Source organism: Mycobacterium bulgaricum, assembly GCF_041287165.2.
Classification (GTDB): Bacteria; Actinomycetota; Actinomycetes; order Mycobacteriales; family Mycobacteriaceae; genus Mycobacterium; species Mycobacterium bulgaricum.
Genome location: NZ_JBGGKV020000004.1, coordinates 91,535 through 116,011, shown reverse-complemented (window position 1 = coordinate 116,011; position 24,477 = coordinate 91,535). Strand labels below are relative to the sequence as shown.

The 24,477-nt window shown below is 66.7% G+C and carries 19 protein-coding genes and 1 pseudogene; 9 read left to right on the top strand and 11 right to left on the bottom strand.

Annotated elements, in window-relative coordinates:
* Window positions 1-2 precede the first annotated feature (2 nt).
* Together ACAG24_RS13700 and ACAG24_RS13695 are read left to right on the top strand one after the other, a co-directional pair.
* The gene (locus tag ACAG24_RS13700; protein WP_370472777.1) at window positions 3-197 is read left to right on the top strand and encodes a hypothetical protein; all 195 of its coding nucleotides are present in this window, start codon (window positions 3-5) and stop codon (window positions 195-197) included.
* A 69-nt stretch (window positions 198-266) separates the two neighbouring features.
* Window positions 267-2,123 (top strand): DUF1214 domain-containing protein, encoded by a 1,857-nt coding sequence (locus ACAG24_RS13695; protein ID WP_370473068.1) that lies wholly within the window; start codon window positions 267-269, stop codon window positions 2,121-2,123.
* 6 nt (window positions 2,124-2,129) lie between these two features.
* On the opposite strand, the gene ACAG24_RS13690 is transcribed toward ACAG24_RS13695, so the two are convergent.
* Entirely contained in the window at window positions 2,130-3,065 is a 936-nt protein-coding gene (locus tag ACAG24_RS13690; protein WP_370472776.1) for a DUF808 domain-containing protein, read from the bottom strand.
* 290 nt (window positions 3,066-3,355) lie between these two features.
* Between ACAG24_RS13690 and ACAG24_RS13685 the strand changes: the two genes are divergently transcribed.
* From ACAG24_RS13685 to ACAG24_RS13675, 3 genes are all read left to right on the top strand, one after another.
* Window positions 3,356-4,351 (top strand): hypothetical protein, encoded by a 996-nt coding sequence (locus tag ACAG24_RS13685; protein ID WP_374150777.1) that lies wholly within the window; start codon window positions 3,356-3,358, stop codon window positions 4,349-4,351.
* A 71-nt stretch (window positions 4,352-4,422) separates the two neighbouring features.
* The gene (locus tag ACAG24_RS13680; RefSeq protein ID WP_370472774.1) at window positions 4,423-4,857 is read left to right on the top strand and encodes a hypothetical protein; all 435 of its coding nucleotides are present in this window, start codon (window positions 4,423-4,425) and stop codon (window positions 4,855-4,857) included.
* 6 nt (window positions 4,858-4,863) lie between these two features.
* Window positions 4,864-5,574: an HAD family hydrolase gene (locus ACAG24_RS13675; RefSeq protein ID WP_370472773.1), complete on the top strand. Its 711-nt coding sequence runs from the start codon at window positions 4,864-4,866 to the stop codon at window positions 5,572-5,574.
* Here the strand turns inward: ACAG24_RS13675 and ACAG24_RS13670 are convergent.
* The 4 genes from ACAG24_RS13670 to ACAG24_RS13655 form a co-directional block, all read right to left on the bottom strand.
* Window positions 5,546-8,389 carry an MMPL/RND family transporter gene (locus tag ACAG24_RS13670; protein ID WP_370472772.1) on the bottom strand — a complete coding sequence of 948 codons (2,844 nt, stop codon included), beginning with the start codon at window positions 8,387-8,389 and terminating at the stop codon, window positions 5,546-5,548. The genes ACAG24_RS13675 and ACAG24_RS13670 overlap by 29 nt on opposite strands.
* A 186-nt stretch (window positions 8,390-8,575) precedes the next feature.
* Window positions 8,576-8,929, bottom strand: a complete 354-nt coding sequence (locus ACAG24_RS13665) for a hypothetical protein (protein WP_370472771.1) — start codon at window positions 8,927-8,929, stop codon at window positions 8,576-8,578.
* Window positions 8,930-9,107: 178 nt separating this feature from the next.
* Window positions 9,108-10,118 (bottom strand): TAXI family TRAP transporter solute-binding subunit, encoded by a 1,011-nt coding sequence (locus ACAG24_RS13660; protein ID WP_370473067.1) that lies wholly within the window; start codon window positions 10,116-10,118, stop codon window positions 9,108-9,110.
* 56 nt (window positions 10,119-10,174) lie between these two features.
* The gene (locus ACAG24_RS13655) at window positions 10,175-12,226 is read right to left on the bottom strand and encodes a TRAP transporter permease (protein WP_370472770.1); all 2,052 of its coding nucleotides are present in this window, start codon (window positions 12,224-12,226) and stop codon (window positions 10,175-10,177) included.
* A gap of 103 nt (window positions 12,227-12,329) precedes the next feature.
* Between ACAG24_RS13655 and ACAG24_RS13650 the strand changes: the two genes are divergently transcribed.
* Complete coding sequence (locus tag ACAG24_RS13650; protein WP_370472769.1) at window positions 12,330-13,289, top strand: DNA polymerase domain-containing protein; 960 nt, start codon at window positions 12,330-12,332, stop codon at window positions 13,287-13,289.
* Window positions 13,290-13,310: 21 nt separating this feature from the next.
* Here the strand turns inward: ACAG24_RS13650 and ACAG24_RS13645 are convergent, their stop codons facing one another.
* The 6 genes and pseudogenes from ACAG24_RS13645 to ACAG24_RS13620 form a co-directional block, all read right to left on the bottom strand.
* The gene (locus ACAG24_RS13645; RefSeq protein WP_370472768.1) at window positions 13,311-13,622 is read right to left on the bottom strand and encodes an STAS domain-containing protein; all 312 of its coding nucleotides are present in this window, start codon (window positions 13,620-13,622) and stop codon (window positions 13,311-13,313) included.
* Window positions 13,622-17,790 (bottom strand): annotated as a pseudogene (locus ACAG24_RS13640) (SpoIIE family protein phosphatase). Before ACAG24_RS13640 ends, ACAG24_RS13645 begins: the two are co-directional and overlap by 1 nt.
* Window positions 17,787-18,152, bottom strand: coding sequence for an STAS domain-containing protein (locus ACAG24_RS13635; protein WP_370472767.1), 366 nt, complete (start codon window positions 18,150-18,152; stop codon window positions 17,787-17,789). The pseudogene ACAG24_RS13640 and the gene ACAG24_RS13635 overlap by 4 nt, the downstream one beginning before the upstream one ends.
* A gap of 14 nt (window positions 18,153-18,166) precedes the next feature.
* On the bottom strand, window positions 18,167-18,835 hold the full coding sequence (locus ACAG24_RS13630; RefSeq protein ID WP_370472766.1) for a PAS and ANTAR domain-containing protein: 669 nt from the start codon (window positions 18,833-18,835) through the stop codon (window positions 18,167-18,169).
* A 570-nt stretch (window positions 18,836-19,405) separates the two neighbouring features.
* Entirely contained in the window at window positions 19,406-20,746 is a 1,341-nt protein-coding gene (locus ACAG24_RS13625; RefSeq protein WP_370472765.1) for an APC family permease, read from the bottom strand.
* Window positions 20,747-20,790: 44 nt separating this feature from the next.
* On the bottom strand, window positions 20,791-21,780 hold the full coding sequence (locus ACAG24_RS13620; RefSeq protein WP_370472764.1) for a tocopherol cyclase family protein: 990 nt from the start codon (window positions 21,778-21,780) through the stop codon (window positions 20,791-20,793).
* An 88-nt stretch (window positions 21,781-21,868) separates the two neighbouring features.
* On the opposite strand from ACAG24_RS13620, the gene ACAG24_RS13615 reads away from it, so the two are divergent.
* The 3 genes from ACAG24_RS13615 to ACAG24_RS13605 are packed head-to-tail and all read left to right on the top strand — an operon-like array spanning window position 21,869 to window position 24,443.
* Complete coding sequence (locus ACAG24_RS13615) at window positions 21,869-23,041, top strand: LLM class flavin-dependent oxidoreductase (protein ID WP_370472763.1); 1,173 nt, start codon at window positions 21,869-21,871, stop codon at window positions 23,039-23,041.
* A gap of 8 nt (window positions 23,042-23,049) precedes the next feature.
* Window positions 23,050-23,886 (top strand): aminoglycoside phosphotransferase family protein, encoded by an 837-nt coding sequence (locus tag ACAG24_RS13610; RefSeq protein ID WP_370472762.1) that lies wholly within the window; start codon window positions 23,050-23,052, stop codon window positions 23,884-23,886.
* Between the two features lie 14 nt (window positions 23,887-23,900).
* Window positions 23,901-24,443: a nuclear transport factor 2 family protein gene (locus ACAG24_RS13605; protein ID WP_370472761.1), complete on the top strand. Its 543-nt coding sequence runs from the start codon at window positions 23,901-23,903 to the stop codon at window positions 24,441-24,443.
* Window positions 24,444-24,477 lie beyond the last annotated feature (34 nt).

The following is a 24,477-nucleotide window of genomic DNA, read 5'->3' as shown; positions in this document are numbered from 1 at the left end:
TCATGGACATCGACCGTGCCGCCGAACTCCGGCGCTGGGAGGAGTCCGGTGCTCTGTGGCGCGTCCTGGGCCGCACCGCCACAGCGGTGACGGTGACACTGCTGACCTGCGACGGCGGTGAAGAGGTCGGGCGGTTCACCAGCGAGGACCCGCGACTGCTGGCATTCGTCGGAGACCGCGACAGCAGCGAGGACTAAACCGCCGCTCACGGTGTATCCCGGGGGTTACCGTACGTGCAGTCGCACGGAAGGAGCCTTCACGTGGCAATGACGCCTCAGCTCCATGGTCGGTATGTCGGACGGGTCGGCGCGCTCGCTGTCGCGCTCGGTATCGGGGCCGCCATCGCGCACGGCTCCGCGGTTGCCATGGCCGACGACACCGCCACGAGCTCCAACTCTGCGTCGGCGTCGGACGCCGACACCTCCACCGCCGACACCTCCACCGACGAGACCACCACCGCCGACACCTCCACCGACGACACCTCCACAAAGGACGCCGGGAACTCCGCCGAGGACTTCACCGACGACGGCGGGGACGCCCGCGACGACGTCGGCGCTGCGGACGACGGCGACGGCGATCACCGCCGCAGCACGAAAGCATCCGTCGAGAAACTCTCTCGCGCAACCAAGGACGATCCTTCCGACGTCGCGGCTGACGCGGTGTCGACGCCGGCGCCGACGGCCGGGTCGGCGCGGCGCGATACCTCCATCGAAACGGCATCCACCGAGACCGTCCCCGTCACCGCGGCGTCCGGCCCGCTCGGCACCGAGCAGCAGCTCGACGCGGAAAAGATCGCGGCCCGCACCGTCAAGACGTTGCCCGTGCAGCTGATGAAGCTCGTGCTGGCAGCCGGCTGGCTGACCACCGCACAACGCGAGTACAGCGAGATGGGCGGTATCGATGCGAAGAACTTCTGGCACCTCGGGCGGTCCATCGATGAGTACGCGCTGGGCGCTGCGTTCCAGCAACAGCTGCTCAACCCGATGCGGCCGACCGTGGTCACGCAGGTCGCTCCCCCACACGCCTGGTACGGCCGGTATGTGAAGGGCTCACGCATCCTCTACGACAACCCCGACACCATCTACCGCTTCATGGGCGTGAACATGACGTCGACCTACGTGATCAAGGGACAGTTCACCGGCGAGCTGCCCGCCGACACGAACTTCAGTGTGCTGACCGGACTTTCGGGTATCACCGCGGGCAACCTCAGCGGACGCGAACTCCTCGTCGACTCCGACGGCTCGTTCACGATCACTGTCAGCGGCGATGCTGCCGACCCAAGGCAACGCAACCACCTGCAGCTGACACCCGACACGACGTTGATCGCGGTCCGAAACACCCTGTCGGACTGGTCCACCCAGCCCCCCATGACCCTGTCGATCGAGAGGCTGTCGGGCCCTCGGGACAGTCTGTTCAGCCAGCTCGGCGGGTTCGCGATTCCCGCCCTGGGTCCGATGGTCACCAAGAGCCCGCTGCTGACGGCCCTGGTGTCGTTGATCCCGCCGATGAAGGAACCCCCACCGATCCTGCGGGGGACCTTCGCCGCTGTGGTGATGGCGTTGGGCCTCGGGATGGAGTCGAAGTACATCAAGGTCGCCACCACGGACCCCGAGACGGGCGAGCGCGTCCAGCCCAACCATCTACCGAATCCGACGCGCAACGCCGAGTTCCTCGCGACACAACTGCAGAGCGCGGGCTACTTCGAGCTCGCTGACGACGAGGCTCTTGTCGTCACGATCGCACCCGGCAACGCCCGCTATTTCACCGTGCCAGTCACCAATCTGTGGACGATCACCGACAACTACTGGGACGAGCAGACGAGTCTGAACAACGCTCAGTCGGTTGCCAATCCGGACGGCACCTTCACCTTCGTGATCTCACCCACCGACCCCGGTGTCTACAACTGGGTGTCGACAGGTGGGTTCAACAAGGGCACGGTATCGATCCGGTTCCAGGACTTGGACCTGACATCGCCGACGACCCCTACAGTGTCCGCGCAGCGGGTGTCACTGGCGGACCTGAACGCCGGACTTCTTCCGACGACCCGGTATGTCACCGTCGCCGAACGCGCCGAGCAACTCGCCCACCGAAAGGCAGGGTTCGACAAGCGATTCGCGGAGTGAGCGAAGTCAGTGCGCGGCCTTCTTGCCGAAGGGCAGCACGTGCACGACGGCGACCACCACGGCGCCGACGACAAGTCCGATGACCGCGGATGCGGCGGTGTTGATCAACCAGGCCAGCGCCCCGCCGACGCCTGCGAGATGGTGGACGGCTTCCTCGGCATGGTGGACGAGGGCGTACGGCGCGTGCCAACCGAGTTCGTCGACACCGATGAGCAGGATGTGACCGCCGACCCACAGCATAGCCACGGTTCCGATGACCGACAGCGAGGACAGCAGTTTGGGCATCCCGGCCACGAGGCCGCGACCGACCTTCTGCGCGAACGCCGACGACCGCTGGGTGAGCTTTAGCCCGATGTCGTCCATCTTTACGATGCCGGCCACGACGCCGTAGACCACCGCGGTGATCACCACCGCCACGACGAGCAGGATGATCAGCCGAGGCAGGAACGATTGGTCGGCGACCTCGTTGAGCGCGATCACCATGATCTCGGCCGACAGGATGAAGTCGGTGCGGATCGCCCCGGTCACCATGTACTTCTCGGCGTCCGGACCACTGACGGCGGCGGGTGTGCCGTGGGAATCATGGCCCCGAATCATGCCCCAAACCTTCTCTGCGCCTTCAAAACACAGATAGGTCGCGCCGAGCATCAGGATCGGGGTCAGCAACCACGGGACGAATTGACTGAGGAGCAGCGCCGCCGGCAGGATGAAGACCACTTTGTTGCGCAGCGATCCCAGCGCGATCCGCTTGATGATCGGCAGCTCACGCTCGGCGGCGATGCCGTGGACGTACTGCGGCGTGACGGCGGTGTCGTCGATGACGACACCCGCGGCCTTCGCCGTCGCTCGCCCGGCTGCCGCACCGATGTCGTCTACGGACGCAGCAGCCAGGCGCGCCAGCGCCGCGACGTCGTCGAGCAGCGCGAACAATCCCGCGCTCACCGGGAGATCCTGATCGCAACGGCGGCCATGTCACCGAACGTTACTAAACAGCTCGACACATGGCGACGCTGTGAATGCGAGGACCCGGACACCGAAGTCGGAACGATTCGGCGACACGTGGGCTCCCCTGACCGCGACACGCGAAAAGCTATCCCGCTTTGACCTGCGCATGAGTTAGTTTAAGGGACTGATCGCCGCGGGCTGCTGCGCGGCAGCGCCCAGGCGGTCGACTGTGGGGGTGCGTGATGCCGAAATCAATACGTCCTTGGGTCACGGCGGGAATCGCTGTCGTGGGCGCGGGCGTCATCGTCGTGGCCCCGTTCGAACCGCTACCGCCCGGTGACACCATCCGGATCACCAATTCCGCGGTCGAAGTCGACTCGACACCAAGCCCGGTGGACTACTACCCCCAGGTGGTGATGCGGTCGTTGGAGAATGCCGGCGATCGACTCCGTGAATATCTCGCCGAGCCGTTACCGGTCGTCACCGCGCTGGCCGAGAGCCAGTACACCTCACTTACCGACATCGTCGACGCGGTCGACGACGGTGAGGTGGTGGAGATGGTCGATGCCGTTATCCGCGCGATCGCGCTGCCTGTCACGAACATGGTCAAGGTGGTCGGCAGCGGCGAGCCGTTCGAGATGGCCGCGAGTCTGCTCGTCCGGCTTGCTCTGCCGGTCGTCAGCGGTGTGATGGCGGCCGGCTCGACCGTCGGCGACGTTGTCGAATCCTTTCTCGATCTGGACGTGGTCGGCGCGGTCGGTGCGGCCACCAATCTTCCGGCACGGATCCTCGACGGGTTCCTCAACGGCCGCGTCGACGCCTTGGGCGACGAGTATTTCGGTTTCCTCGCTCCGGTGGCCGAAGAGCCTGTCCGCGATCAGCTGACCGGGCCGGTGTCGTTTCTGATCGAATCGCTGCAGGACATCGGGGACACGATCGCCGCACCTGCTTCCGTCGGCGACGATCTCGACGTGCCGGACCTCGGTGCCGCCGCGGCGCCCCACCCGGTCGCAAAGGAAGCGGACTCGCCCCCTCCGTCCGCTGCCGCGGCCGAACCCGACGACCGCCCGGATGAACCGAAGCCGGCCGACCCGGAGGGCGAGACCCCGCCGATCGGCGACGATCCACCGGAGGAGCAGGCGACCGACCGACGCGCAAAGGAGTCGGATCCCGCGGCGCCTGCGAGCGCCGAAGCGCCGTCCGCGGCGAGTGAGAACGCCGGTCCCTCAGCTGATGTGGGACAGCATTCGTCGACCGCCGACGGCGCCACCGCTGACGAGTAGGGCCGTTCGCCAAGTTTGAGCCACCGGCACCGGGGTACCTCCGTTCAGATCCTCGACAGTCAGGTGAATTGATGAATTCTCAGGTGAGAAGGACATTGCTCTCTTCGGGCGCGGCTGCGCTGATGGTCTTCGCCGTCGGGTGCGGAGGCGGCGACGAGGGTGGCGAGTCCTCCGAGACGACGACGACGACCACGTCGGAATCGAGCACCACCACGACGACCACTCCGACGGCACCTGTGACCACGACTGAGTCGGCACCCGCGCCGGCCACCGAGCCCGGTGGTGGCGGCGGACCCGAGGGCGGCGGCGGATCGATCCCCGGCGGCCCCACGGGCGGCGGCGGCCCCGAGGGCGGCGGCGGATCGATCCCCGGCGGCCCCACGGGCGGCGGCGGCCCCGGCGGAGGCGGCGGATCGATCCCCGGCGGCCCGACCGGCAGCGGCGGACCCGGCGGAGGCAACATCTCCATTCCCGGCGGGCCGACCGTCAACATCCCGGTTCCGTGACCTGGCGTGAGTCCTGAAAAGCCGAACCCCGCAGTCCTTTTCGACATCGACGGCACCCTCGTCGATTCGAACTACCTGCACGTCCACGCCTGGCTGCGCGCCTTCGACGAGGAAGGCCTGCCCGTAGACGGCTGGCGCATACACCGCGGCATCGGTATGGACGGCACCAGTTTGGTGCGGACGCTGGCCGAGGACGCCGGACAGGACGTCCTTGATCGGCTCAAAGACGGGCACAGCAGGTTCTACAAGGAGAGTTCGTCACTCCTGACACTGCTTCCCGGGGCGCGCGACCTGCTGCGCTGGGTCGCCCTCCAGGGCCTGCAGGTGGTGTTGGCGACATCGGCTCCCGAGGACGAACTGGCCACGCTGCGTGAGGTTCTCGACTGCGAGGACATCATCTCGGCGGTGACGTCGTCCGAGGACGTCGACACCGCCAAACCCAAGCCCGACATCGTCCAGGTAGCGCTCGACCGGGCCGGAGTGTCCGCGCAGGAGGCGGTGTTCGTCGGCGACGCGGTCTGGGACTGCGAGGCGGCCCGGCGCGCAGGGGTCCCGTCGATTGCTGTGCTCAGCGGTGGGGTTTCGCGCGCGGAGCTGCTTGACGCAGGCGCTTCGGCCGTTTTCGGGGACGCGGGTGACCTTCTCGCGAACATGGGCGCAACCCGGATAGACGAGCTGGCTTCGCGGCTCAGCCCGATGCGGCAGATACAGTCCTGATTTTGGCGAGTCTCCGTACCGAGGCCTGACTCCGTATCTTCTGCGGCCACCAGAACCACCGGCCGAGGAGAGCGGCGACGGCAGGCGTCATGAACGAGCGCACGATCAACGTGTCGAACAGCAGGCCCAGCGCGATGGTGGAACCCACCTGGGCCATCACCTTCAGGTCGCTGAACGCGAAGGTGGCCATGGTGAAAGCGAAGACCAAACCTGCGGACGTCACCACCGATCCGGTACCTGCCATCGCGCGGATGATGCCCGTTTTCAGCCCGCCGGACAGCTCTTCCTTGAAGCGCGACACCAGCAACAGGTTGTAGTCGGAACCCACCGCGAGCAACAGGATGACCGACATCGGCAACACCATCCAGTGCAGTTCCAGGCCGATGATGTGCTGCCAGAGCAGAACCGACAGACCGAACGATGCTCCCAGGGACAGCAGAACGGTGCCGACGATCACCGCCGCTGCGACCACGCTGCGCGTAATGATCAGCATGATCACGAAAATGAGTGTGACGGCGGCTATCCCGGCGATCAGCAGGTCATAGAATGCGCCGTCCCGCATGTCTTTGTAGGTGGCGGCGGTGCCTGCGAGGTAGACCGTGGAGCCTTCCAGCGGCGTGCCCTTGATCGCTTCCTTGGCAGCAGTCTTGATGGGTATGACGTGCGAGATACCCTCCACCGTCGCGGGATCGCCCTCGTGACTGATGATGAAGCGCACCGCTTTGCCGTCCGGCGAGATGAAATTCTCCATGCCGCGCTTGAAGTCAGCGTTGTCGAACGCTTCCGGAGGAAGATAGAACGAGTCGTCGTTCATGGAGTCGTCGAACGCCTCGCCCATGGCGTCCGAGTCCTCTGACATCGCGGCGTTCTGGTCCAACTGCCCCTTCTGGGTCTGGTACTGCCGCAGCATCATGCCCTGCATCGATCGCATGGTGTCGATCTGGCTGGGCAGAAGCTCGATCAACTGCGGCATCAGCGCATCGAGGCGCTCCAGTTCGGGAACCAGTTCCATGATGTCGTCGGTCAGCGGATTGATGCCGTCCAGGGTGTCGAACACGGAGCGCATCGTCCAGCAGACCGGGATGTTGTAGCAGTGCGGTTCCCAGTAGAAATAGTTGCGCACCGGCCGGATGAAGTCGTCGAGATCGGCGATGTGGTCCCGCAATTCGACGATGTCGACGGTCATGGCTTTCGTCTTGAGCACCATGTCGTGGGTGACGGCCGACATCTGCGTCATCAGGCCCGACATCCTCGTCATCACGTCGATGTTCGTCTGCATCGTGTCGGCCTGAACCAGCATGTCGGCCATCCGGTCCTGCATGTACTTCTCGTTGAGCTGACTCGTGGTGCTCCGCATGCTCATCTGGAACGGGATGCTGGTGTGTTTGATCGGCTTTCCGTCGGGCCGGGTGATCGTCTGCACCCGAGCCACGCCGGGGACGTGGAAGATGGATTTCGCGATCTTGTCGATGACGAGGAAGTCCGCCGGGTTGCGCAGGTCGTGATCGCTTTCGACCATCAGCAGTTCGGGATTCATCCGTGCGGTCCCGAAATGCCGGTCGGCGACCGCGTATCCGACACTGGCGGGCACGTCCGCCGGAAGGTAGTCGCGCGCGTCGTAATTCGTCTTGTATCCCGGCAACGTCACCAGGCCCACCAGCGCCAGCGCGATGGTTGCGGCCAGGACCGGACCCGGCCAGCGCACCACGGATACGCCGATGCGCCGCCAGCCGCGGGAGCTGATCGCGCGTTTGGGTTCGAACAAACCGAAGCGGCTGCCGATCACGATGACCGCGGGGCCCAGCGTCAGCGCGGCAAGAACGGCGACGAGGGTGCCGACAGCGCATGGCACGCCCATCGTCTGGAAGTAGGGCAGCCGGGTGAAGCTCAGACACAGCATCGCTCCGGCGATCGTGAGGCCCGATCCGAGGACGACGTGCGCGGTGCCGCGGAACATCGTGTAGTACGCGGTTTCCCGATCTTCGCCCGCTCCCCTGGCTTCCTGGTAGCGGCCGATGGCGAAGATGGCGTAGTCCGTTCCCGCGGCGATGACCATCAACGTCAGCAGGTTCACCGCGAACGTCGACAGACCGATGAACTCGTAGTCGGCAAGGAACGCGACCATGCCGCGGGCCGCCCCGAGTTCCACGAACACCATGAGCAACGTCAGGATCATGGTCGCTATTGACCGGTAGACCAGCAGCAACATCACGATGATGACGCCGAAGGTGATCATGGTGACGCGGAAGACGCTCTTGTCGCCCGCGCTGTGCTGGTCGGCGACCAGAGGTGCGCCGCCGGTCACATACGCCTTCACACCAGTTGGTGCGGGCACTTCGGCAACGATCTCGCGGACCGCGCCGACGGCTTCGTTCGCCCGGGCCTCACCTTGATTGCCGTGCAGGTAGACCTGCACATATGCCGCGAGGCCGTCGGTGCTCTGCGCACCAGAGGCGGTCAGCGGGTCGCCCCAGAAGTCCGCCACGTGCTGCACGTTCTCGGTGTCGGCTTCGAGCTTGTCGATGAGCTCGTCGTAGTAGCGGTGCGCTGCATCCCCGAGCGGCTGTTCACCTTCGAGGACGATCATCGCGCTGCTGTCGGAATCGAACTCCTGGAAGTCGGAGCCGATGCGCTTCATCGACACCATGGACGGCGCGTCCTGAGCGCTCAGCCCGACGGTGTGTTCTTCACCAACCTTTTCCAACGACGGAACGGCGACGTTGGTGACGACGGTGAGGGCGATCCAGCCCACAATGATGGGCAGCGCCAGCATGCGGATGACCCTGCCGATCGCGGACCGCCCGGCGTCTGCCACTTCTACCGCCCCCGATCAGGCCTGCCATCGGCCTTACAGCAGCCGCCCGCGTGACACATGGTGTGTCGCGTGTCATACATCTAGCCCGTCAAAGCATTCGCTGTCAATCGAGGGTTGACAGCGAATTCACAGCTTGAGCTGCAGCTTCGGGCAGAGGGCTGCGCCAACCGCGATGCGGCGGTCAGATCACCAGTCGCCGATGGCGGGGCCCGGTGCGTAGCCGCCGCGGAACGGCCGGGACCTGGTCCCGTTGACCGCCTTCGTGCTGTCGCGGACCTCACCCTGCGCGTTGACGACTCCTGCGTCGCCGAGGCGGGCCTCTGAGATCCCGCGGGCGACGCCAGGATCGTTGATACGGATCACCGAGTTCTCGGACGCCTGACGGCTGGTGACGATGGGACCGGGTGCGACTTCTTCGATGTCGGCGCCGGCCACGCCCGAGCCCAGGCCGATGAACGCCATGGCGCCGAATGCGCCGAGCCCCACCACCCCAAGCGCTTTCGCACTGCGAGCGAGGACGGCGGAACGGACGCGGGTCATTCGGACACTCCTTGGGGGTCGGGTACACGGTCGCCTGGTTGGGAGTGTCCACCGTCTCACACTTGGGGTGAAATTACACAGCTAACTCGCAACATTCCCACAGCAGTAAGCACAGCAAACGAATTGGGGCGCGGTGGCGGCCCTCACCAGGCATAGGGCGGTGCACTCGCCTCGTGAGCTATTTCGGTGCGTTCAGCTCGTCGAGCGCGAGTTCGGCGCCGCGGTTCAGCGGAACGGGATCGGTATTGCGGGCGTTTTCCAACGTGATTCCTTTGGCGGCTCCGACGACTTCGGCCAGCTCGGGCTGTTTCTCGAACAGCGCCTTCGTCAGCACGCACGCGAGATTGGCGTCGAGATCGTCCCGCACCAGGAGCATGTTGGGCACCACGATGGTCGGCACGTCGGAGGGCTGCCTGTAGGTGGCCGCCGGGATGAGACCCTCCTCGTAGGCGGGGCTGATCTCGGCCATCGGGCCCAGCTGCGAGGTGATGTCGATGAAGCCGACGTCGTTGCCGATCGAGGTGAACAGGTCTGTGATGCCCGGTGTCGGCAGACCGCCGGACCAGAAGAGCGCGTCGATCGACCCGTCCTTCATTCCGTCGACGGTCTTGGTCAGATCGAGTCGCTGGGCGGCGACGTCGGACTGGGGGTTCAGACCGGCCGTCTCCAGCAGCCGGTTCGCGATCACCTCGGTACCCGAGCCCGGCGACCCCGTCGACACCCGCTTGCCCCGCATGTCGGCGATCGACGTGATGCCGCTGTCCTTGCGGGCGACGACCTGTGTGTAGTTGGGATAGATACGCGAGATGGCCTGGATCGGCTGCTCCTCACCGTCGAAGCTGCCTGTCCCTTCGACCGCGTCGGACGCGGTGTCGGCGAGTGAGAACGCGACCTGGTAGCTGCCCGCGACCAGCTGTTCGATGTTCTGCACCGACGCGCCCGTCTCCGCGGCGGTGGCTTTGACAGTGCCGTTGGTGGCGGCCGAGATCTGTTCGGCGTAGGCGTTGCCGAGCGAGAAGTACACGCCGGTCGAGTTTCCGGTGGCGATGCTGACCCGCGTGTCCGAGCCCACCTCGCAGGTGATCTCGCCACCGGAGTCGGCAGCCGGGGCGTCCTGCCTTCCCCCGCAGGCCGTAGCCGCGGCCGCGGCGAGCAGTACTGCAGCGAACACCGTCACGGGGCGTCTCATGTTCGTCATCCCGATGTTGGTCATCCTCATGTCGGTCATCCTCATGTCGGTCATCCTCATGTCGGTCTCCTCTTGTTGACGATGAAGGTGAGCGCCAACGCACCCAGCAGACACACAGATCCCGCCGCGATCGTGACGGGACTCAGGAAGAGCAACAGCAATGCCGCAATCGCGGTGAGAAGCCGCGAGATTCGGCCCATCGCGCCGGCGCCGAGCGCCCAGCCGCCCGCGGCGAACGACAAGGCGACGATCCCGACGCAGGCGACCACCGACGCCCAGACGACTCCGAGCCACGGCCCGCGGCCCAGGAGATACTCACCCGGGTCGGTCAGCACGAACGCAATCGGCACCAGGAATGCAGGTGCCGCGTAGCGCAGCGCCTGCCACATCGTCGGGATCGCCCGCCCGCCGGTGACCGCGGAGGCGCCGACGGCCGCAAGCGCGGTGGGCGGCGTGACCTCCGACAGCACCGAGTAGTAGAAGACGAACATCGCGGCTGCGGGAGCCGGCACGTCGAGGGCCAGCAGAGCGGGCCCGATGATCACCCAGCCGATGACGAACGAGGCGGTCACCGGAATGGCAAGGCCGAGAAGGGCAAGTGCGACGGCGGCGAAGACCGCCGTCAGGGCGAGCATCAGCGTGCGGTTGTCGGTCAATGCGTCGACGCCGCCGACGAGGACCGACGAGAACTGCGCGCCCAGACCGGTTTTGGTCGTCATCGCGGTGATCACACCGGCCGCCGCGCACACCGCGACGACGGGCAGTACGCCGCGCACTCCTGCGCTGAGGGCGTCGAACAGCCGTCGCGGGGTCAGCCGGTAGCGACGATCCAGGAAGGACAGGACGAAGGCGAGCGCCGTCGCGTACACCACTGCCCTGGTCGCGGACATCCCGATTGCCAGCAGCACCACGATCGCAATCAGGGATGAGAAGTGATAACCGAAGCGGCGCAACAGCTTCCACGCTGACTGCGTTTCCATATGCGCGGCCCTCATCCCGAACCGTCTGGCGTCGATCTCCACCGCGAGCAGAATGCCGAGGTAGTAGAGGACCGTCGGGATCATGGCCCAGCCCAGCACCGTCAGGTACGAGACCTCGAGGTACTCGGCGACGATGAACGCCGCCGCGCCGAGGGTCGGCGGAGACAGCAACGCCCCGACCCCGGCCGCGGCGAGCACTCCACCGGCACGTTCGGGCGTGTAACCGGCACGCCGCATGATCGGCCAGGTCACCGCACCGACGCTGACCGCGGTCGCCGTTCCCGAGCCGGACACCGTGCCGAGCAGGAACCCCGAAGCGACCGCGGTCCGGCCGGCGGCGCTGCGCGACCGGCGGAACGCGGCCACCGAGAGATCTACGAAGAACCGCGCGCCCCCGGACAATTCGAGAACGGCGCCGTAGATGGTGAACAGCACGATGTAGGTCGCCGCGACATCCAGCGGAGTACCGAAGAACCCGCTGCCCGAGTTGTACAGCGCGTCGATGATCTGGTCGAAATCAAGGCCTGCGTGGGCGATCGCCCACCCCTGGGGCAACAGTCCCCCGTAGTAGCCGTATGCCAGAAACACCGCGCACACGATGGGCAGCGCCCACCCAGTGGTCCGTCGGCAGGCTTCGAGGATGAGCACGAGCAGCAGCGCGCCCATGACGACGTCGGCCGGTTCGAGCGTGCCCTGGCGGTCGAGGAATTCGTTGTAGCCGCCGCCGGCGGATCCGATACGCAGAGGCAGCACCGGATAGAGGCACACCGCGAGGGTCAGCGTCGCAAGTACCCAGTCGAGCGCGCCGGGCCGATCCTGCGGGTCGAGCCTTCCCCACCCTGATCGGTAGACGAGATACACCAGTGGTAGGGATCCGGACAGGAAGACGATGAGGTAGAACTGGCTGCCCTGCGACAGCGGACGGAACACCTGCCAGATGGTCAGGATCGCGACGGCGAACGCGACACCGGCGACGAAATGGTGGATCCATCCGCGCAGTTCGCGGCCGGGCTTCTCCTGATCGTCCACCTGCGGTAGCGCAGGGGTGTCCGCCGTCGCGGCAGCAGGTGTCGCCGTGGCGACCGCGGTGGGCGGATCGTCGGGCTCCCTCGATGGGCTCCGGTCCATATGAACCCAAACGTTAAGCCGTCGATCGCGGATGTCGCGGCGGAATCCCGACTTATGTTGGCAGAGCCCCGTTTCGCGAACCTCCGGCCCATAGGCTGGGTCGATGACCACCGACGAGCAGCGGGCCGGGGTGGACCTGACCAACCTGGATCAAGAACTCGCCGAAGATTCGGGTGCCACGAAACGCGACCTCGTCGACTACCTGGACGCCGTCGCCGACCGGATCCTGCCCGTGCTGGCGGGCCGGCCGCTGACGGTGCTGCGCGCGTTACGCGGACGCGCGCCGTTCATGCAGAAGAACGTCCCCAAGTACACGCCCGAATGGGTCCGCACCGTCGGTATCTGGGCAGAAGCGTCGAGGCGTGAGATCCACTATGCGCTGTGTGACGACAGGCGCACTCTGCTGTGGCTGGCCAACCAGCGCGCGATCGAATACCACCCGGCTCTCGGCCTCGCCGACGACATCTACCGCCCGACGCATCTGATCCTGGACCTCGACCCGCCCACTGCGGCCGATTTCTCCGCGGTGGTGGCCGTGGCGCACCTGGTACGTCAGGCGCTCGCCGACAGTGGCCTGTCCGGGGCCGTGAAAACCAGCGGGTCACGCGGCGTGCACATCTTCGTGCCGATCGACGACAGCGCGCCCGTGGACGACGTGGCCGCCGCCACCCGCGCGTTGGCCGCCCGGGCCGAAGCTCACGACCCGTCGATCGCCACGACGGCCTTCATCGTCGAGGACCGCGCGGGCAAGGTGTTCGTGGATGCCACCCGCGCGGGTGGCGCGACGGTCGCCGCCGCCTACAGCCCTCGACTTCGCGCAGGGACCCCGGTGTCGTTCCCGATCGCGTGGTCAGACCTCGACCGCGTGCAACCTGCCGATTTCACCGTGCACACCGCCCTCGACGCCCTCGCCGGACGGGACCCGTGGGTCGACGAGATGCCCCCTCCCCAGCGGCTGCCGGACGACCTGATCGAACACGGTCGCACCATCCCTGTTGCGAGGGTGGCCGCGATGCATGAGGGGAAACGCCGCGCGCGGGCCCGCAAGCAGAGCGAGCATTGAAGCAGGTGCGGGGCGAGCAGGTCAGCTCCCTGGCGCAGGCTTGACGGTGACGACGTCGGTCAGTCCGCTGACCGTCAGCACCCGCAGCAGCATCGGGTTCACGACGAGGTCGATCGCATCCGCGTGATCGAAGAGCACGTTGATGGCCCCGCTGTCGAGGTACTCGACCGCACTCAGGTCGATGTGCAGCGGGGAGCCGTCGGTGCCGGCCGCAGCCTGCCGGAGCGCGCTGGTGAACACGCCCACATTGCTGAGGTCGAGTTCGCCCACAGCGGTCAGCACGATGCGACCGTCGTCGCGACGGTCGGTGCTCAGCTGCAGCGGGGTGGCCATCAAGCGATCCTCGTGTTCATGTGCACGGTGGTGCCGGTGGTCTCGGACTCGATGGTGACATCGTGCATCAGTGCCCGCATCAGTGCGATGCCCCGCCCCCTGTGCAGGGATGGGATCGCCGCGGGGGTCTTCCAACTTCCGGTGTCGGTGACCGTCAGCTGCAGACGGTCGGGTAGAGCGATCGCGTACAGCCGGACCCTCCCGTCGGGGCTGTCGCGGTGACCGTGCTCGATCGCGTTGGCGAGCGCCTCACCAGCAGCGATGAGCACGTCCAGCGCTTGGTCGGCCGGCACGCCCGCACTTTCCAGCCAACCGCGCAGGGCGTTGCGGCTGGCCGCCAACTCTTCGACATTCGCGGCCATGTCGAGGTCGAGCGGTGCGGGTTGCCGGTACAGAAGGAGCGCCACATCGTCGTGATACCCATCCGCGGGCGCAAGCCTCGCCATGATGACGGTCGCGAGATCGTCCAGTGCGGTGGCCCGGTTGTCCTGGACGACGTCGGTGGCGCGCGCGATGCCGTCGTCGATGGACTCGCGGCGGCGTTCCACCAAGCCATCGGTGTAGAGAAGCAAGGTGGCCCGCGCGGGCATCGTCTCGGTGGCCTCCATGCGGTGCGGGGGGTCCTTGAGCCCGAGGGGCGTGGCCCGCGCATCTTCGAGCAGATGCGTCGACCGGTCGGCAAGAACCAGAATCGGCGGCGGATGACCTGCGCACGAGTACGTGACTTCGCCGCTCATGGGGTCCAGTACTGCGCAAAAGGCCGTGGTGCAGCGCGCGCCGGGCAGTCGGGCTGCGAACCTGTCGAGTGCCGACAGGGCTGCCGCCGGGCTCGGATGCTCCAGCAGCAGAGCTCGGCAGGCGCTGCGCAACTGCCCCATGACCGTGGCGGCGGCCAGACCATGCCCGACGCAATCCCCCACGATGAGGCCGATCCGGCCGTCGTCGAGGTCGACGACGTCATACCAGTCACCCCCGACCTGGAGCGGGCTGGTGGCAGGCTGGTAGCGAACGGCGAAACCGCTCGACACTGACGGACCCAGGATGGCGTGCTGCAGGGCAAGTGCCGTTTCGCGCTGCTGGTCGATCTGATGGACGCGCTGTAACCCTTGCCCGAGACGGCCTGCGAGCACAGTCAGCAGCGTGCGGTCCTCGGAGGTGAAAAGCCGCTGCTCGAAAAGTTCGATGTAGATCACCAGCACCCCGCGCGGATGCCGCAGCGCGATCCCCGCACCGCCCGGCGTCGACGTGTCGGGATCGAGCAGGTCGTCGTCGCGCAAGGCGATGATCGCGTCGCGCACTTCGGCGGTCAGGCCCTCCCACAGGGTCGGCTCGCCGACGCTGACCAGGACGGGTCCGGCCGCGCCTGCATCAGCTTGGTCACCGGTGGCCCACGTGGCGGCGACGACGCGACGCGCATGCCAGATGGTGGAGAACTCGTCCGCGGCGGCCAGCACGGCATCGTCGAGGGTGTCCGCCTGGGCCAGCTTCTCGTTGAGCGAGGCCAATGCGGTCTCACGCTGAACGAGGTGGCGCTCGGCGGTGACATCGCGCATCTGCCGACGATGATGTCGCGACCCGTCTCGGGGTCCTCGGCGCGGGTGAATGTCGCGGTGACCCAGAGCCGGTGGCCGTCCCGATGGGTGACGGGCACCGTGGTGATGGTTCCGTGCGACTCGTCCATCAGGTTGGCGAACGCTTCCCCCACCTGCCTGTACGCTTCGGGGTCGATGTCCTCGGACGGCCACCACGCGTGGGGCGCCGAGTAGGGCAGGCCCGCTCCGTCGTAGCCGAGTATCTCGGTGAACGCCGGGTTGAGCTCGATGACGGCGCCGTCTTCGTCACAGACGAAGAACGCCTCCTGCAGCGAGTCGACAAGCGCTGCGCGCCAACGGGCATGGTCATCGCGCAGCCGGGCGAGTTCGACGTTGGCGCGGACCCTGGCGAGAAGCTCGGCGGCGGCGAAGGGCTTCACGAGGTAGTCGTCGGCGCCCGCGCGCAGCCCGCTGATGGACGCTTCCTGCCCGGCGCGTGCCGACAACAGCAGCACCGGCACTGCGGACGTGCGGCGGTCGGCGCGCAGTTCGGCCACCAGCCCCAATCCGTCGAGCCGCGGCATCATGACGTCGCTGATGACGATGTCCGGCGGGTTGGCCCGCACGGCTTCCAGCGCTTCCCTACCGTCGACCACGGCGTCCACCCGATAACCGTCGGCGCGAAGCAGACGGGTCAGGTATTCGCGCATGTCTGCGTTGTCATCGGCGATCAATACCCGCGCCGATGTCGAGGCCGTCACCACATCGACATCGGATCGCGTTGCCGCATAATAGCTTTGGTCGACGTCCTCGGTCACGTCTCCGGGGACCCATCGCAGGGCTTCCTCCACGTAGGCGTCCGCCCCGCTGACGGCCGCGCGGTTTGCACCGTCTGAGGCGATCGCGTCGGCGGGAAGATGCGCCGAACCGAACGGGAGGCGGATCGTGAACGTGGTACCACGGCCCTCGGCACTGTCGGCCTCGATCGTGCCGCCGTGCAACCCGATCAACTCCTTGACCAGAGCCAGACCGATGCCGCTGCCCTCGTTGGACCTCGCCTTGGCGTTCTCGATCCGGTGGAACCGTTCGAACAGGCGCGGCATCTCGTTGGCGGGTACCCCGGTTCCGGTGTCGGCCACCTCGATCACTGCTTCGTCGCGGTCGCGGCGAGCCGTGACCGATATCCGGCCCTCGAAGGTGAACTTCAGCGCGTTCGACAGCAGGTTGAAGATGACCTTCTCCCACATGTCGCGGTCGACAAACACCGGGTCACCCGTGGACGGACAGTCCACGTCGAAGGTCAGCCCGGCACGTTCGATGGCCGAGCGGAAGACGCTGGCCAGTTCGGCGGTCAGTGCGCCGAGGTCGACCGGCTGATACAGGGCCTGTGTACGTCCGGCCTCGATCCTGGAGAAATCCAGCAGCGTGTTCACCAGCTTGGTGAGCCGTAAGCCGTTGCGCCACACCACGTCGAGCTCTTCACGGGTGTTCTCGTCGATGTTGTCGGCACGGCGAAGTTCGGCCACCGGATCGAGAATCAAGGTGAGCGGGGTCCGGAACTCGTGGCTGATGTTGGAGAAGAAGGTGGTTTTCGCGCGGTCGAGTTCGGCGAGCTCCTCGGCCCGCCGCTCCTGGGAGCGGTAGCTGCGCGACAGCCCGATGCCTGCGGCGATATGCCCGGCGACGAGCGTGACGAAGCCCCGGTACGCCTCGTCGAGCAATAGGTATCGGTTCAGGCCCGCCACGAGGAAACCGCTGGGCGAGCCGCCTTGTTGCAGCAGCGGAACGATCAACGCCTGTGTCGGAGCATCGCGCCAATCTCCGCTGGGCAGAGGCGGATACGCCTCACCACTGATGTCGATGAGGACAGGTTCACCCTGCGCCGGTTCAGCCAGTGGCCAGAGCTCACCGGGTTCACCGTGAAGCAGTGCGGGTGCGGCGGGATGGTCCGATGGAATACCGCTCGTGCCTGCCAGATGCGCCGAGCCGTGCTCGTCGAACAGGTAGGTGAGCGTGAACGGGAGGTCGCGCAGATTCTGGGACAGTTGCTCGTCGGCGAAGCGCAGGATCTCTTCCTCCGTGCGCACCAGGCTGGGGTCCGAACCGAGATCGCGCAACGTCGTCATCCGACGCTCGGCGATCACCCGCAGCGTGTCTTCGCTGACGACGCACAGCAAGCCGACGACTCGTCCGTCGTCGTCGCGCAGTGGGCTGTAGGAGAACGTGTGATAGGACTCTTCGAGGTAGCCGGCGCGCTCGATGAACAGCAGGAGCGCGGCGTCCCAGGTCGCCTCACCCGTGGACAGGACATGGTCGATCCGAGGGCTGATGTCGTCCCAGATCTCGGCCCATACCTCCGACGCCGGTCGGCCGAGCGCCCACGGGTACTTGCGGCCCAGGGTGTCGCGCCGGTACGCGTCGTTGCAGAAGAACGTGAGCTCCGGGCCCCACGCCATCCACATCGAGAATTTCGACGTCAGCAGAATGCCCACGGCTGTCGACAGGCTCTGCGGCCACGTTTCAGGTGGACCGAGCGGGGTTGCCGCCCAGTCCACCTGCGCATGGTGTCGACCGACCTCACCGCCACCGGCGAAGACGTCAGCGGGCGCGGAACCGCCGGGCGCGGTGCCGCTCACTGCGCTTCGTCCGCTGCCGCGAGGGCTTCGCCGAGTGTCCGGTAGGGCGGCAGCACGGCGTCAATCCTCGTCACCTCGATGGGCCGCAGGACTTCGACGCTCGTCGCCACCACGCGCACCGCGACAGCCTCCGCGCGGGCCTTCTCGGAGCAGTTGAGTAGGACATTGAGCCCTGCGCTTCCGAAATAGGTGACACCGTCCAAATCGATGATCATCAGCCGGGTCGGATGTGTGCCGGCCTCGGCGACGGCGGACGCGAGGGCCTCGGACAGCGAATCGGCTGTGCTCGAATCGACTTCGCCGCTGGCGTGGACCACGACGGCGCCGTCGCGAACGTCCTGCACGATTTCCAAGAGTTCCACGCGTTCTCGCACCGTCACCCGACGCGCTGATGAACGGTCAGCAGGAGATGATCGAATTCCCGCCTCAGGTCGTCACGTTCGGCACGCACGGTGTGGAACTCCTCCACGATCCGGGCGGCCAGCGACCGCAGCTTGACGTTGGTCTGCTGCGAGCGCCACTGCAGCAGCTCGAACGCCTGATCGGCGCCGACCCCGTAGACCAGCATCAACGCACCCTTGGCCTGCTCGATCTCGGCGCGCGCGGCGAACAGGTCCGGCAGCGAGTTGTTGAGTGCGTCGCGGCGCGCTTCGTGCAACGTGGCGGTCAGGTCGACGTAGTAGCCCTCGGTACCCACGACGGCGCCGCTGTCGTCGAGCATCCGGTCGGCCAGGACCAGCACGGTGTGTTCACGCTCGTTCGTGTCGATGAAACGGTGCCTGCTGGAAAACGCGCCGCCCGAGTGCAGGGCCTGGTCGAGCAACTCCTGCACGTGCCTGCGATCGTCCGGGTGTTTGTGTGCCAGAAGAAGCTCGGTGGTCGGGGTGACCGTGCCCGGCTCGTAACCGTGCATGCGCGCGACTTCGTCGGACCATTCCCACCGCTGTCCGACGAACCAGAACCGGAAGCTGCCGACACGCAGATCGCCACCGGACCGGAGGATGTCGTCCAACACGGGTTCGGGCACCCGGTCAGTGTGCGGCATTGCCGCATTATTCCACCTGACCGGGCGTCACAAACCAATTCAGGCTCTGAAGCGCGGTGTGCGCCCGAACCATCGGCCATCGGGGACACGGTCGTCGGACGCACTGCGGGTGCACGAACGAATGGAGACGAGGCAGGGCATCGCCCGGCAAGTAGCCGACCGGCTATCGTCATTCCCGGCTGGGTCGACGACCTCGGGGGGGAGGCCACGGATGGCGTGATCGAGTGCGCAGGCGAGCCGGGTTCGCCACCGCCGCCGGAGTGGGCGCGGCGATAGCCTGCGGCACGGCCGGCCCGGCGTGGGCCTCCGAGGACGGGCAGTCCGCCGCGGGCGACCAGTCAGCGTCCGCGTCGTCCGAGGCAACCGACGTCTCGACGAATCCCCTGCTTTGCAGGGGCTGCCGCCGACCTATGTGTACAGCTCGTCGCGGGACCTCCTCACCGTGGACACGCTGCGATTGCGGGACCGCGTTCTCGCAGAGGGCATTCCCGAGGTCACATTCCGTCGCGGGCCGGCCTGATCCACGACTGGTTCATCTTCCCGTTCCTGCCCGACGCACGCGCCGAGCGTCTACGCGGACCTGCTGGGCTCCCCCGTCGCGGCCCCCGCCTTCCTGGCGACGAAGTAGAGCACGACGCCGACGGCCAGCAGCGCGGCGGCCAGGAGCCACACCTTGGCGCTCTGCTGCGTGAGAAGCAGTACGCAGGAGCCGATCCCGAGAATCGGAACGAACGTCCAGACTCGAAAATGGTCGTGGTCGACGTGGTCGCGGCGCAGCACGAGCACCGACACGTTCGCGGACAAGAACACGAACAGCAGCAGTAGCACCACCGTCTCGGCGAGTGTCGAAAGGTCTCCGGTCAGCGTGAGCAGCATCGCGACCACAGTCGTGGCGATGATCGCGACCCACGGCGTGCGGCGGTTGGGCAGCACCCGCGCGAAAATGCTTGGCAGGAGGCCTTGTTCGGACATACCGAACGTCAGCCGGCTCGACATGATCATCGTCAGCAGCGCGCCGTTGGCGACCGCGATCAGGGCGATGAGGCTGAACAACCAGTCTGGTACCGCCGCCCCGGACGCTGCCACGACGTCGAGCAGCGGGCCCGACGACTGCGAGAGTTCCTCCGACGGTAGCGCGATCGCGCTCGCGAGCCCGACCAGCACATAGACCGCGCCGGCGGTGAGCAGCGCTCCGAACAACGCGCGCGGGTACACCCGACTGGGATCTCTGATCTCCTCGACGACGTTGGCGGAGGTCTCGAAGCCGACGAAGGAGTAGTACGCGAGGATGGCGCCGCCGAGAATGGCCAGCGCCGGTGTGGTGCCGTCGGGGAACTCACCGACCCGTGCGAGGTCGCCGTCGCCCCGACCCACCATCAGGGCGACAACCCCGATGACCAGCACGAGGCCCGAAAGCTCGATGACCGTCATGACGACGTTCGACTTGAGCGATTCGCTGATGCCCCGCGCGTTCAGACATGCCACCAGAGCGAGGAACACCACGGCGGCCAGCGAGACAGGGACGTCGACGAACGTCGCGAGGTAGTCGCCGGAGAACGCCAGAGCCAGGCCCGCAGCGCTGGTCACACCCGCGGCAAGCATGCTGAATCCCACCAGGAACGACAGCAGCGGCTTGCCGAAGGCGCGCTCGGCGAACACCGACGCTCCCCCTGCCCGCGGATACTTCGTCACCAGCTCGGCATATGACCCGGCGGTGAGCAATGCCAGCACCAGAGCCACCGCCAGCGGCGCCCACAACACGCCGCCGACCTCGGCCGACAGCTCACCCATGAGCGCGTAGACGCCCGCACCCAGGACGTCACCGAGGATGAAAAGGAACAGCAGCGGACCTGTGATCTTGCGCGCGAGTTTCGTCGGTTCGGTCGACGGCGCAGCTGTCTCTGACGTCACGCCTGTGCAGGTACCCCGCCGGCGACGTTCAATGCCTCCGGTGATCAAGAAGGCCGGTCGCCGACCTCCAGGCCGGCCAGGTCGGACGTGCCGTCGAAGATCATCCTGCCCCATTCGCGGACGGTGACGTGCAGCCGGCCCGCAAGGTACTCGTAATCGGTGTCGATGTTGCGTCGCTCCCCCGGCAGCGGCACAGGAAGCACGTGCGGGCGCTCGGCGGTTCCGTGTCCGTCAAGGCGCACCTGGTAGCGCGGTGTCCATGCCTTGATCCGCCAGTGTTCGACATCGCAGTCACCGGACACCAGTGCCGGGGGCGTCAGCCTGATGACCTTGTCACCGAGGCGGACGACGACGCCGGTGACCTCACGACGCAGCGGGCCCATTTCCAGCAACCCGCCCGAGAACGCCACGGACACGTCGGCGCCGCCGAAATCGTGCGCCTGCCCCCACCACCATCGGCGCGGAAAGCCCGCGCCCCAGTTGCGTTCGCAGTAGAGCGTCGCGTCGGTGAACGTCCAGCATTCGTCGCCGGAGCGGACGGTGCCGATCGCCTTCCCACCGAGCCGATAGGGATGCCAGTACTGGTTGAGGAAAGGCACTGATGAGAACACCCCGCCGCCCGCGAATGCCTTCGGCCACGAGAAGGAGTCGCGAAATGTCATGTCGGCCTCGGTGTCGCCGATCGCAAGGCGAAGCCTGTCGTTGTCGGCGTGGAGCAGATTTCCATCGGATTCGGCCTCCACCAGAAACCGATCCCGCGCGGCCGTGACGCCGTCGATCGCTGCTGAGCGCACGGCGCCGCCGGGATGCAACGCGATGGCCGCGGTCGACCAGTCACCGTCGGGATGCCGGTTCGCACTGCACAGCGCCACCACCACCCGTCCGCTGCGTGCATCCGAGAACCGCCAGAACCAGCCCTCCATCTCGGTGCCGTGGGTGGGCAGCGGGTCTCCGAACGGCAGGTCGGCGCCGCTGCGGCGATAGATAGAAGAAAGCTGCTGCCCGGCGCGGGCGGTGAGGGTCGAGAGGTTCACGTCAACTCTGGTACCCGGTGAGCGCCGTCAGCCTCGGTCGGCCGCCGAAAGCCGCCTGCGGGACCGGGGCGACGGTCAGAATGGCTAGATGCGCTTCGGAAATTTCATGGCCCCCTTCCATCCCGTCGGACAGAACCCCACTCTCGCGCTCGAACGGGACCTCGATCTGATCGTGGCGATGGATCGTCTGGGCTTCCACGAGGCATGGGTGGGCGAACATCATTCCGCGGGCTTCGAGATCATCGCGTCGCCGGAGGTTTTCCTCGGCGTCGCCGCCGAACGCACCAAACACATCAAGCTCGGGACGGGGGTCAGCTCGCTGCCGTACCACAACCCGCTGATGCTCGCGGACCGCATGGTGCTGCTCGACCACCTCACCCGCGGGCGCGTGATGCTGGGATGCGGGCCGGGACAGCTGACGTCGGATGCGCACATGCTGGGAATCCCGGCCGACGAGCAACGACCCCGGATGGAACAGTGCCTGGATGCGATCGTGCGCTTGCTGCGCGGTGAGACGGTCACCATGCACACGGACGGATTCACGTTGCAGGACGCGCGGCTGCAGCTGAAGCCGTATAGCGAAACGTGTTTCGACATCGCCGTTGCGGCGTCGTTCTCCCCCACGGGTCCGCGCGGTGCGGGCAGGCACGGAATCGGGATGCTGTCGATCGCGGCGACCGCGAAGCAGGGCATGGATTTGCTTGCCCAACACTGGACTACGTGGGAGGAGGTGGCGGCGGAGCACGGTCACGTCGCGGACCGGTCCAAGTGGCGTCTGGTGGGACCGATGCATCTCGCGGAGACACGCGAGCAGGCCGAGCGCGACATCGAGTACGGAATCGCCGAGTTCTCCGACTATTTCACCCACATCCTGCCCGCAGGTCCCGTTCAGGGCGAGACGCCGGCCGAGATCATCGCGAACAACCGGGATTCCGGCTTCGCGGTGATCGGCACTCCCGACGATGCCGTTGCCAAGATCGAGGAACTCGTCGAAGCGAGCAACGGCGGCTTCGGTGCCTTCCTCCTTTTCGATCACGACTGGGCCTCGCCCGCCGCGAAGCTGCGCAGCTACGAACTCTTCGCGCAGTACGTCATTCCCCACTTCACGGGGCAACTCGCGGGTCCGATCGCATCCCGCGACTGGGTGACCGCAAGCGGCAGTAGCTTCGTCGACCAGGCGGCACACGCCATCGGCAAGGCGATCGAAACCCATGCCGCAGAACAGCAGGCCAAGCAGTCGGCCGGTCAGCCTCAGCCGTAACGCCGTTGATGATCTCGAAAGACGTCGCGAGCGCCGCCGAGCGACTGCTGGACTCGTGGCGGCTGCGCGCCGACGGAGCCGCCCACGACGGTTCCGACGCGTACGTCGTGCCCGTACGCACCGACGACGATGTCGCCGCCGTCCTGCGGGTCAGCAGGCACGACCACGCATCCGAGCACGACCATCTGGTGCTGCGGCGCTGGGGAGGCCGTGGCGCCGTTCGACTCCTTCGCGCAGATCCTCACCAGCGGGCGGTTCTTGTGGAACGTCTCAACCCGCGGAGCCTGGAGGACCTGCCCGAGGACGAGGCGTGCGACATCGTTGCCGGCCTGTACCGCCAATTGCACGTGCCGGCGATGCCGCAGTTGACATCGCTCAATGCGGTTGTACGACAGCGGATATCTGCGCTCGAACAATTGCCGCGTGGTGCACCCATTCCACACCGGCTGGTGGAGCAGGCAACGGCGCTGAGTCGGCAGCTCACCTCGGAGACGATCTCCTCAGGGGTCGTCCTGCACGGGGACCTGCACTACCGACACGTGCTCAGCGCCGACCGCGAACCGTGGCTGGCCATCTCGCCCAAATCCCTCAACGGAGACGCGCACTACGAGCTCGCCCCGATGCTGTGGCACCGCTGGGACGTTCTGGCCGGCAACGTCCGCGACGGTATCCGGCACCGCTTCTACCGACTCCTCGACGCAGCCGCACTCGACGAAGACCGCGCCCGAGCGTGGACGCTCATCCGCGTCATCCACGCAGCAGTGGCCGAACTGCAGGGCCCACATGGTGGCGCCTCCACGGCGTTGACCCGTTATGTGGCCATCGCCAAAGCTGTACAGGACTGAAAGGTGAGCGCCCTATGACGGCCGACGACGCACTGCAGGAGATGCTCGACGAGCACCAGCTCCGCAAGCTCGTGCACCGCTACTGTCGGGCCGTCGACCGCGGCGACGTCGACGAGCTGCGGAGCCTCTATCACCATGACGCCTCCGACTCCCACGGAAGCTTCTCCTCCGGGTCGGCAACCGACTTCATCGATCAGATCGCCGCGGCACGTCCCTACCTGCGGTCCATGCAGCACCACGTCACGACGGCGGACTTCGCGATCGACGGGGACGCCGCCGAGGGTGAGATCTACACCATCGCCACCCACACGTTCGTCGCCGACGGCCGAGACGTCGACGTCATCGTCGGGGGGCGGTACCTCGACCGCTACGCGAAGCGGGACGGGACGTGGAGGATCGTCGAACGCGCCATCGTCACCGACACCGCCCACGTCAACGACCCGTCGACGCGCGACCTCACCCATCCCATCACCCGGAACACACCCATCGGTTCGCCGGGCGACGACGACCCGTCGCACGGCTTCTTCACCCTCCTGCGTTCCGCGCCTCCGCGCTGATCTCTGCGACAGACGTCGCCGGCAGCGCCGGCGG

Coding starts and splice junctions, on each gene's coding strand:
- ACAG24_RS13700 (WP_370472777.1), top strand. CDS start 3: ATGGACATCGACCGTGCCGCCGAACTCCGGCGCTGGGAGGAGTCCGGT.
- ACAG24_RS13695 (WP_370473068.1), top strand. CDS start 267: ATGACGCCTCAGCTCCATGGTCGGTATGTCGGACGGGTCGGCGCGCTC.
- ACAG24_RS13680 (WP_370472774.1), top strand. CDS start 4,423: ATGAATTCTCAGGTGAGAAGGACATTGCTCTCTTCGGGCGCGGCTGCG.
- ACAG24_RS13665 (WP_370472771.1), bottom strand. CDS start 8,929: ATGACCCGCGTCCGTTCCGCCGTCCTCGCTCGCAGTGCGAAAGCGCTT.
- ACAG24_RS13660 (WP_370473067.1), bottom strand. CDS start 10,118: ATGAGACGCCCCGTGACGGTGTTCGCTGCAGTACTGCTCGCCGCGGCC.
- ACAG24_RS13655 (WP_370472770.1), bottom strand. CDS start 12,226: ATGGACCGGAGCCCATCGAGGGAGCCCGACGATCCGCCCACCGCGGTC.
- ACAG24_RS13650 (WP_370472769.1), top strand. CDS start 12,330: ATGACCACCGACGAGCAGCGGGCCGGGGTGGACCTGACCAACCTGGAT.
- ACAG24_RS13645 (WP_370472768.1), bottom strand. CDS start 13,622: ATGGCCACCCCGCTGCAGCTGAGCACCGACCGTCGCGACGACGGTCGC.
- ACAG24_RS13630 (WP_370472766.1), bottom strand. CDS start 18,835: ATGCCGCACACTGACCGGGTGCCCGAACCCGTGTTGGACGACATCCTC.
- ACAG24_RS13615 (WP_370472763.1), top strand. CDS start 21,869: ATGCGCTTCGGAAATTTCATGGCCCCCTTCCATCCCGTCGGACAGAAC.
- ACAG24_RS13610 (WP_370472762.1), top strand. CDS start 23,050: ATGATCTCGAAAGACGTCGCGAGCGCCGCCGAGCGACTGCTGGACTCG.
- ACAG24_RS13605 (WP_370472761.1), top strand. CDS start 23,901: ATGACGGCCGACGACGCACTGCAGGAGATGCTCGACGAGCACCAGCTC.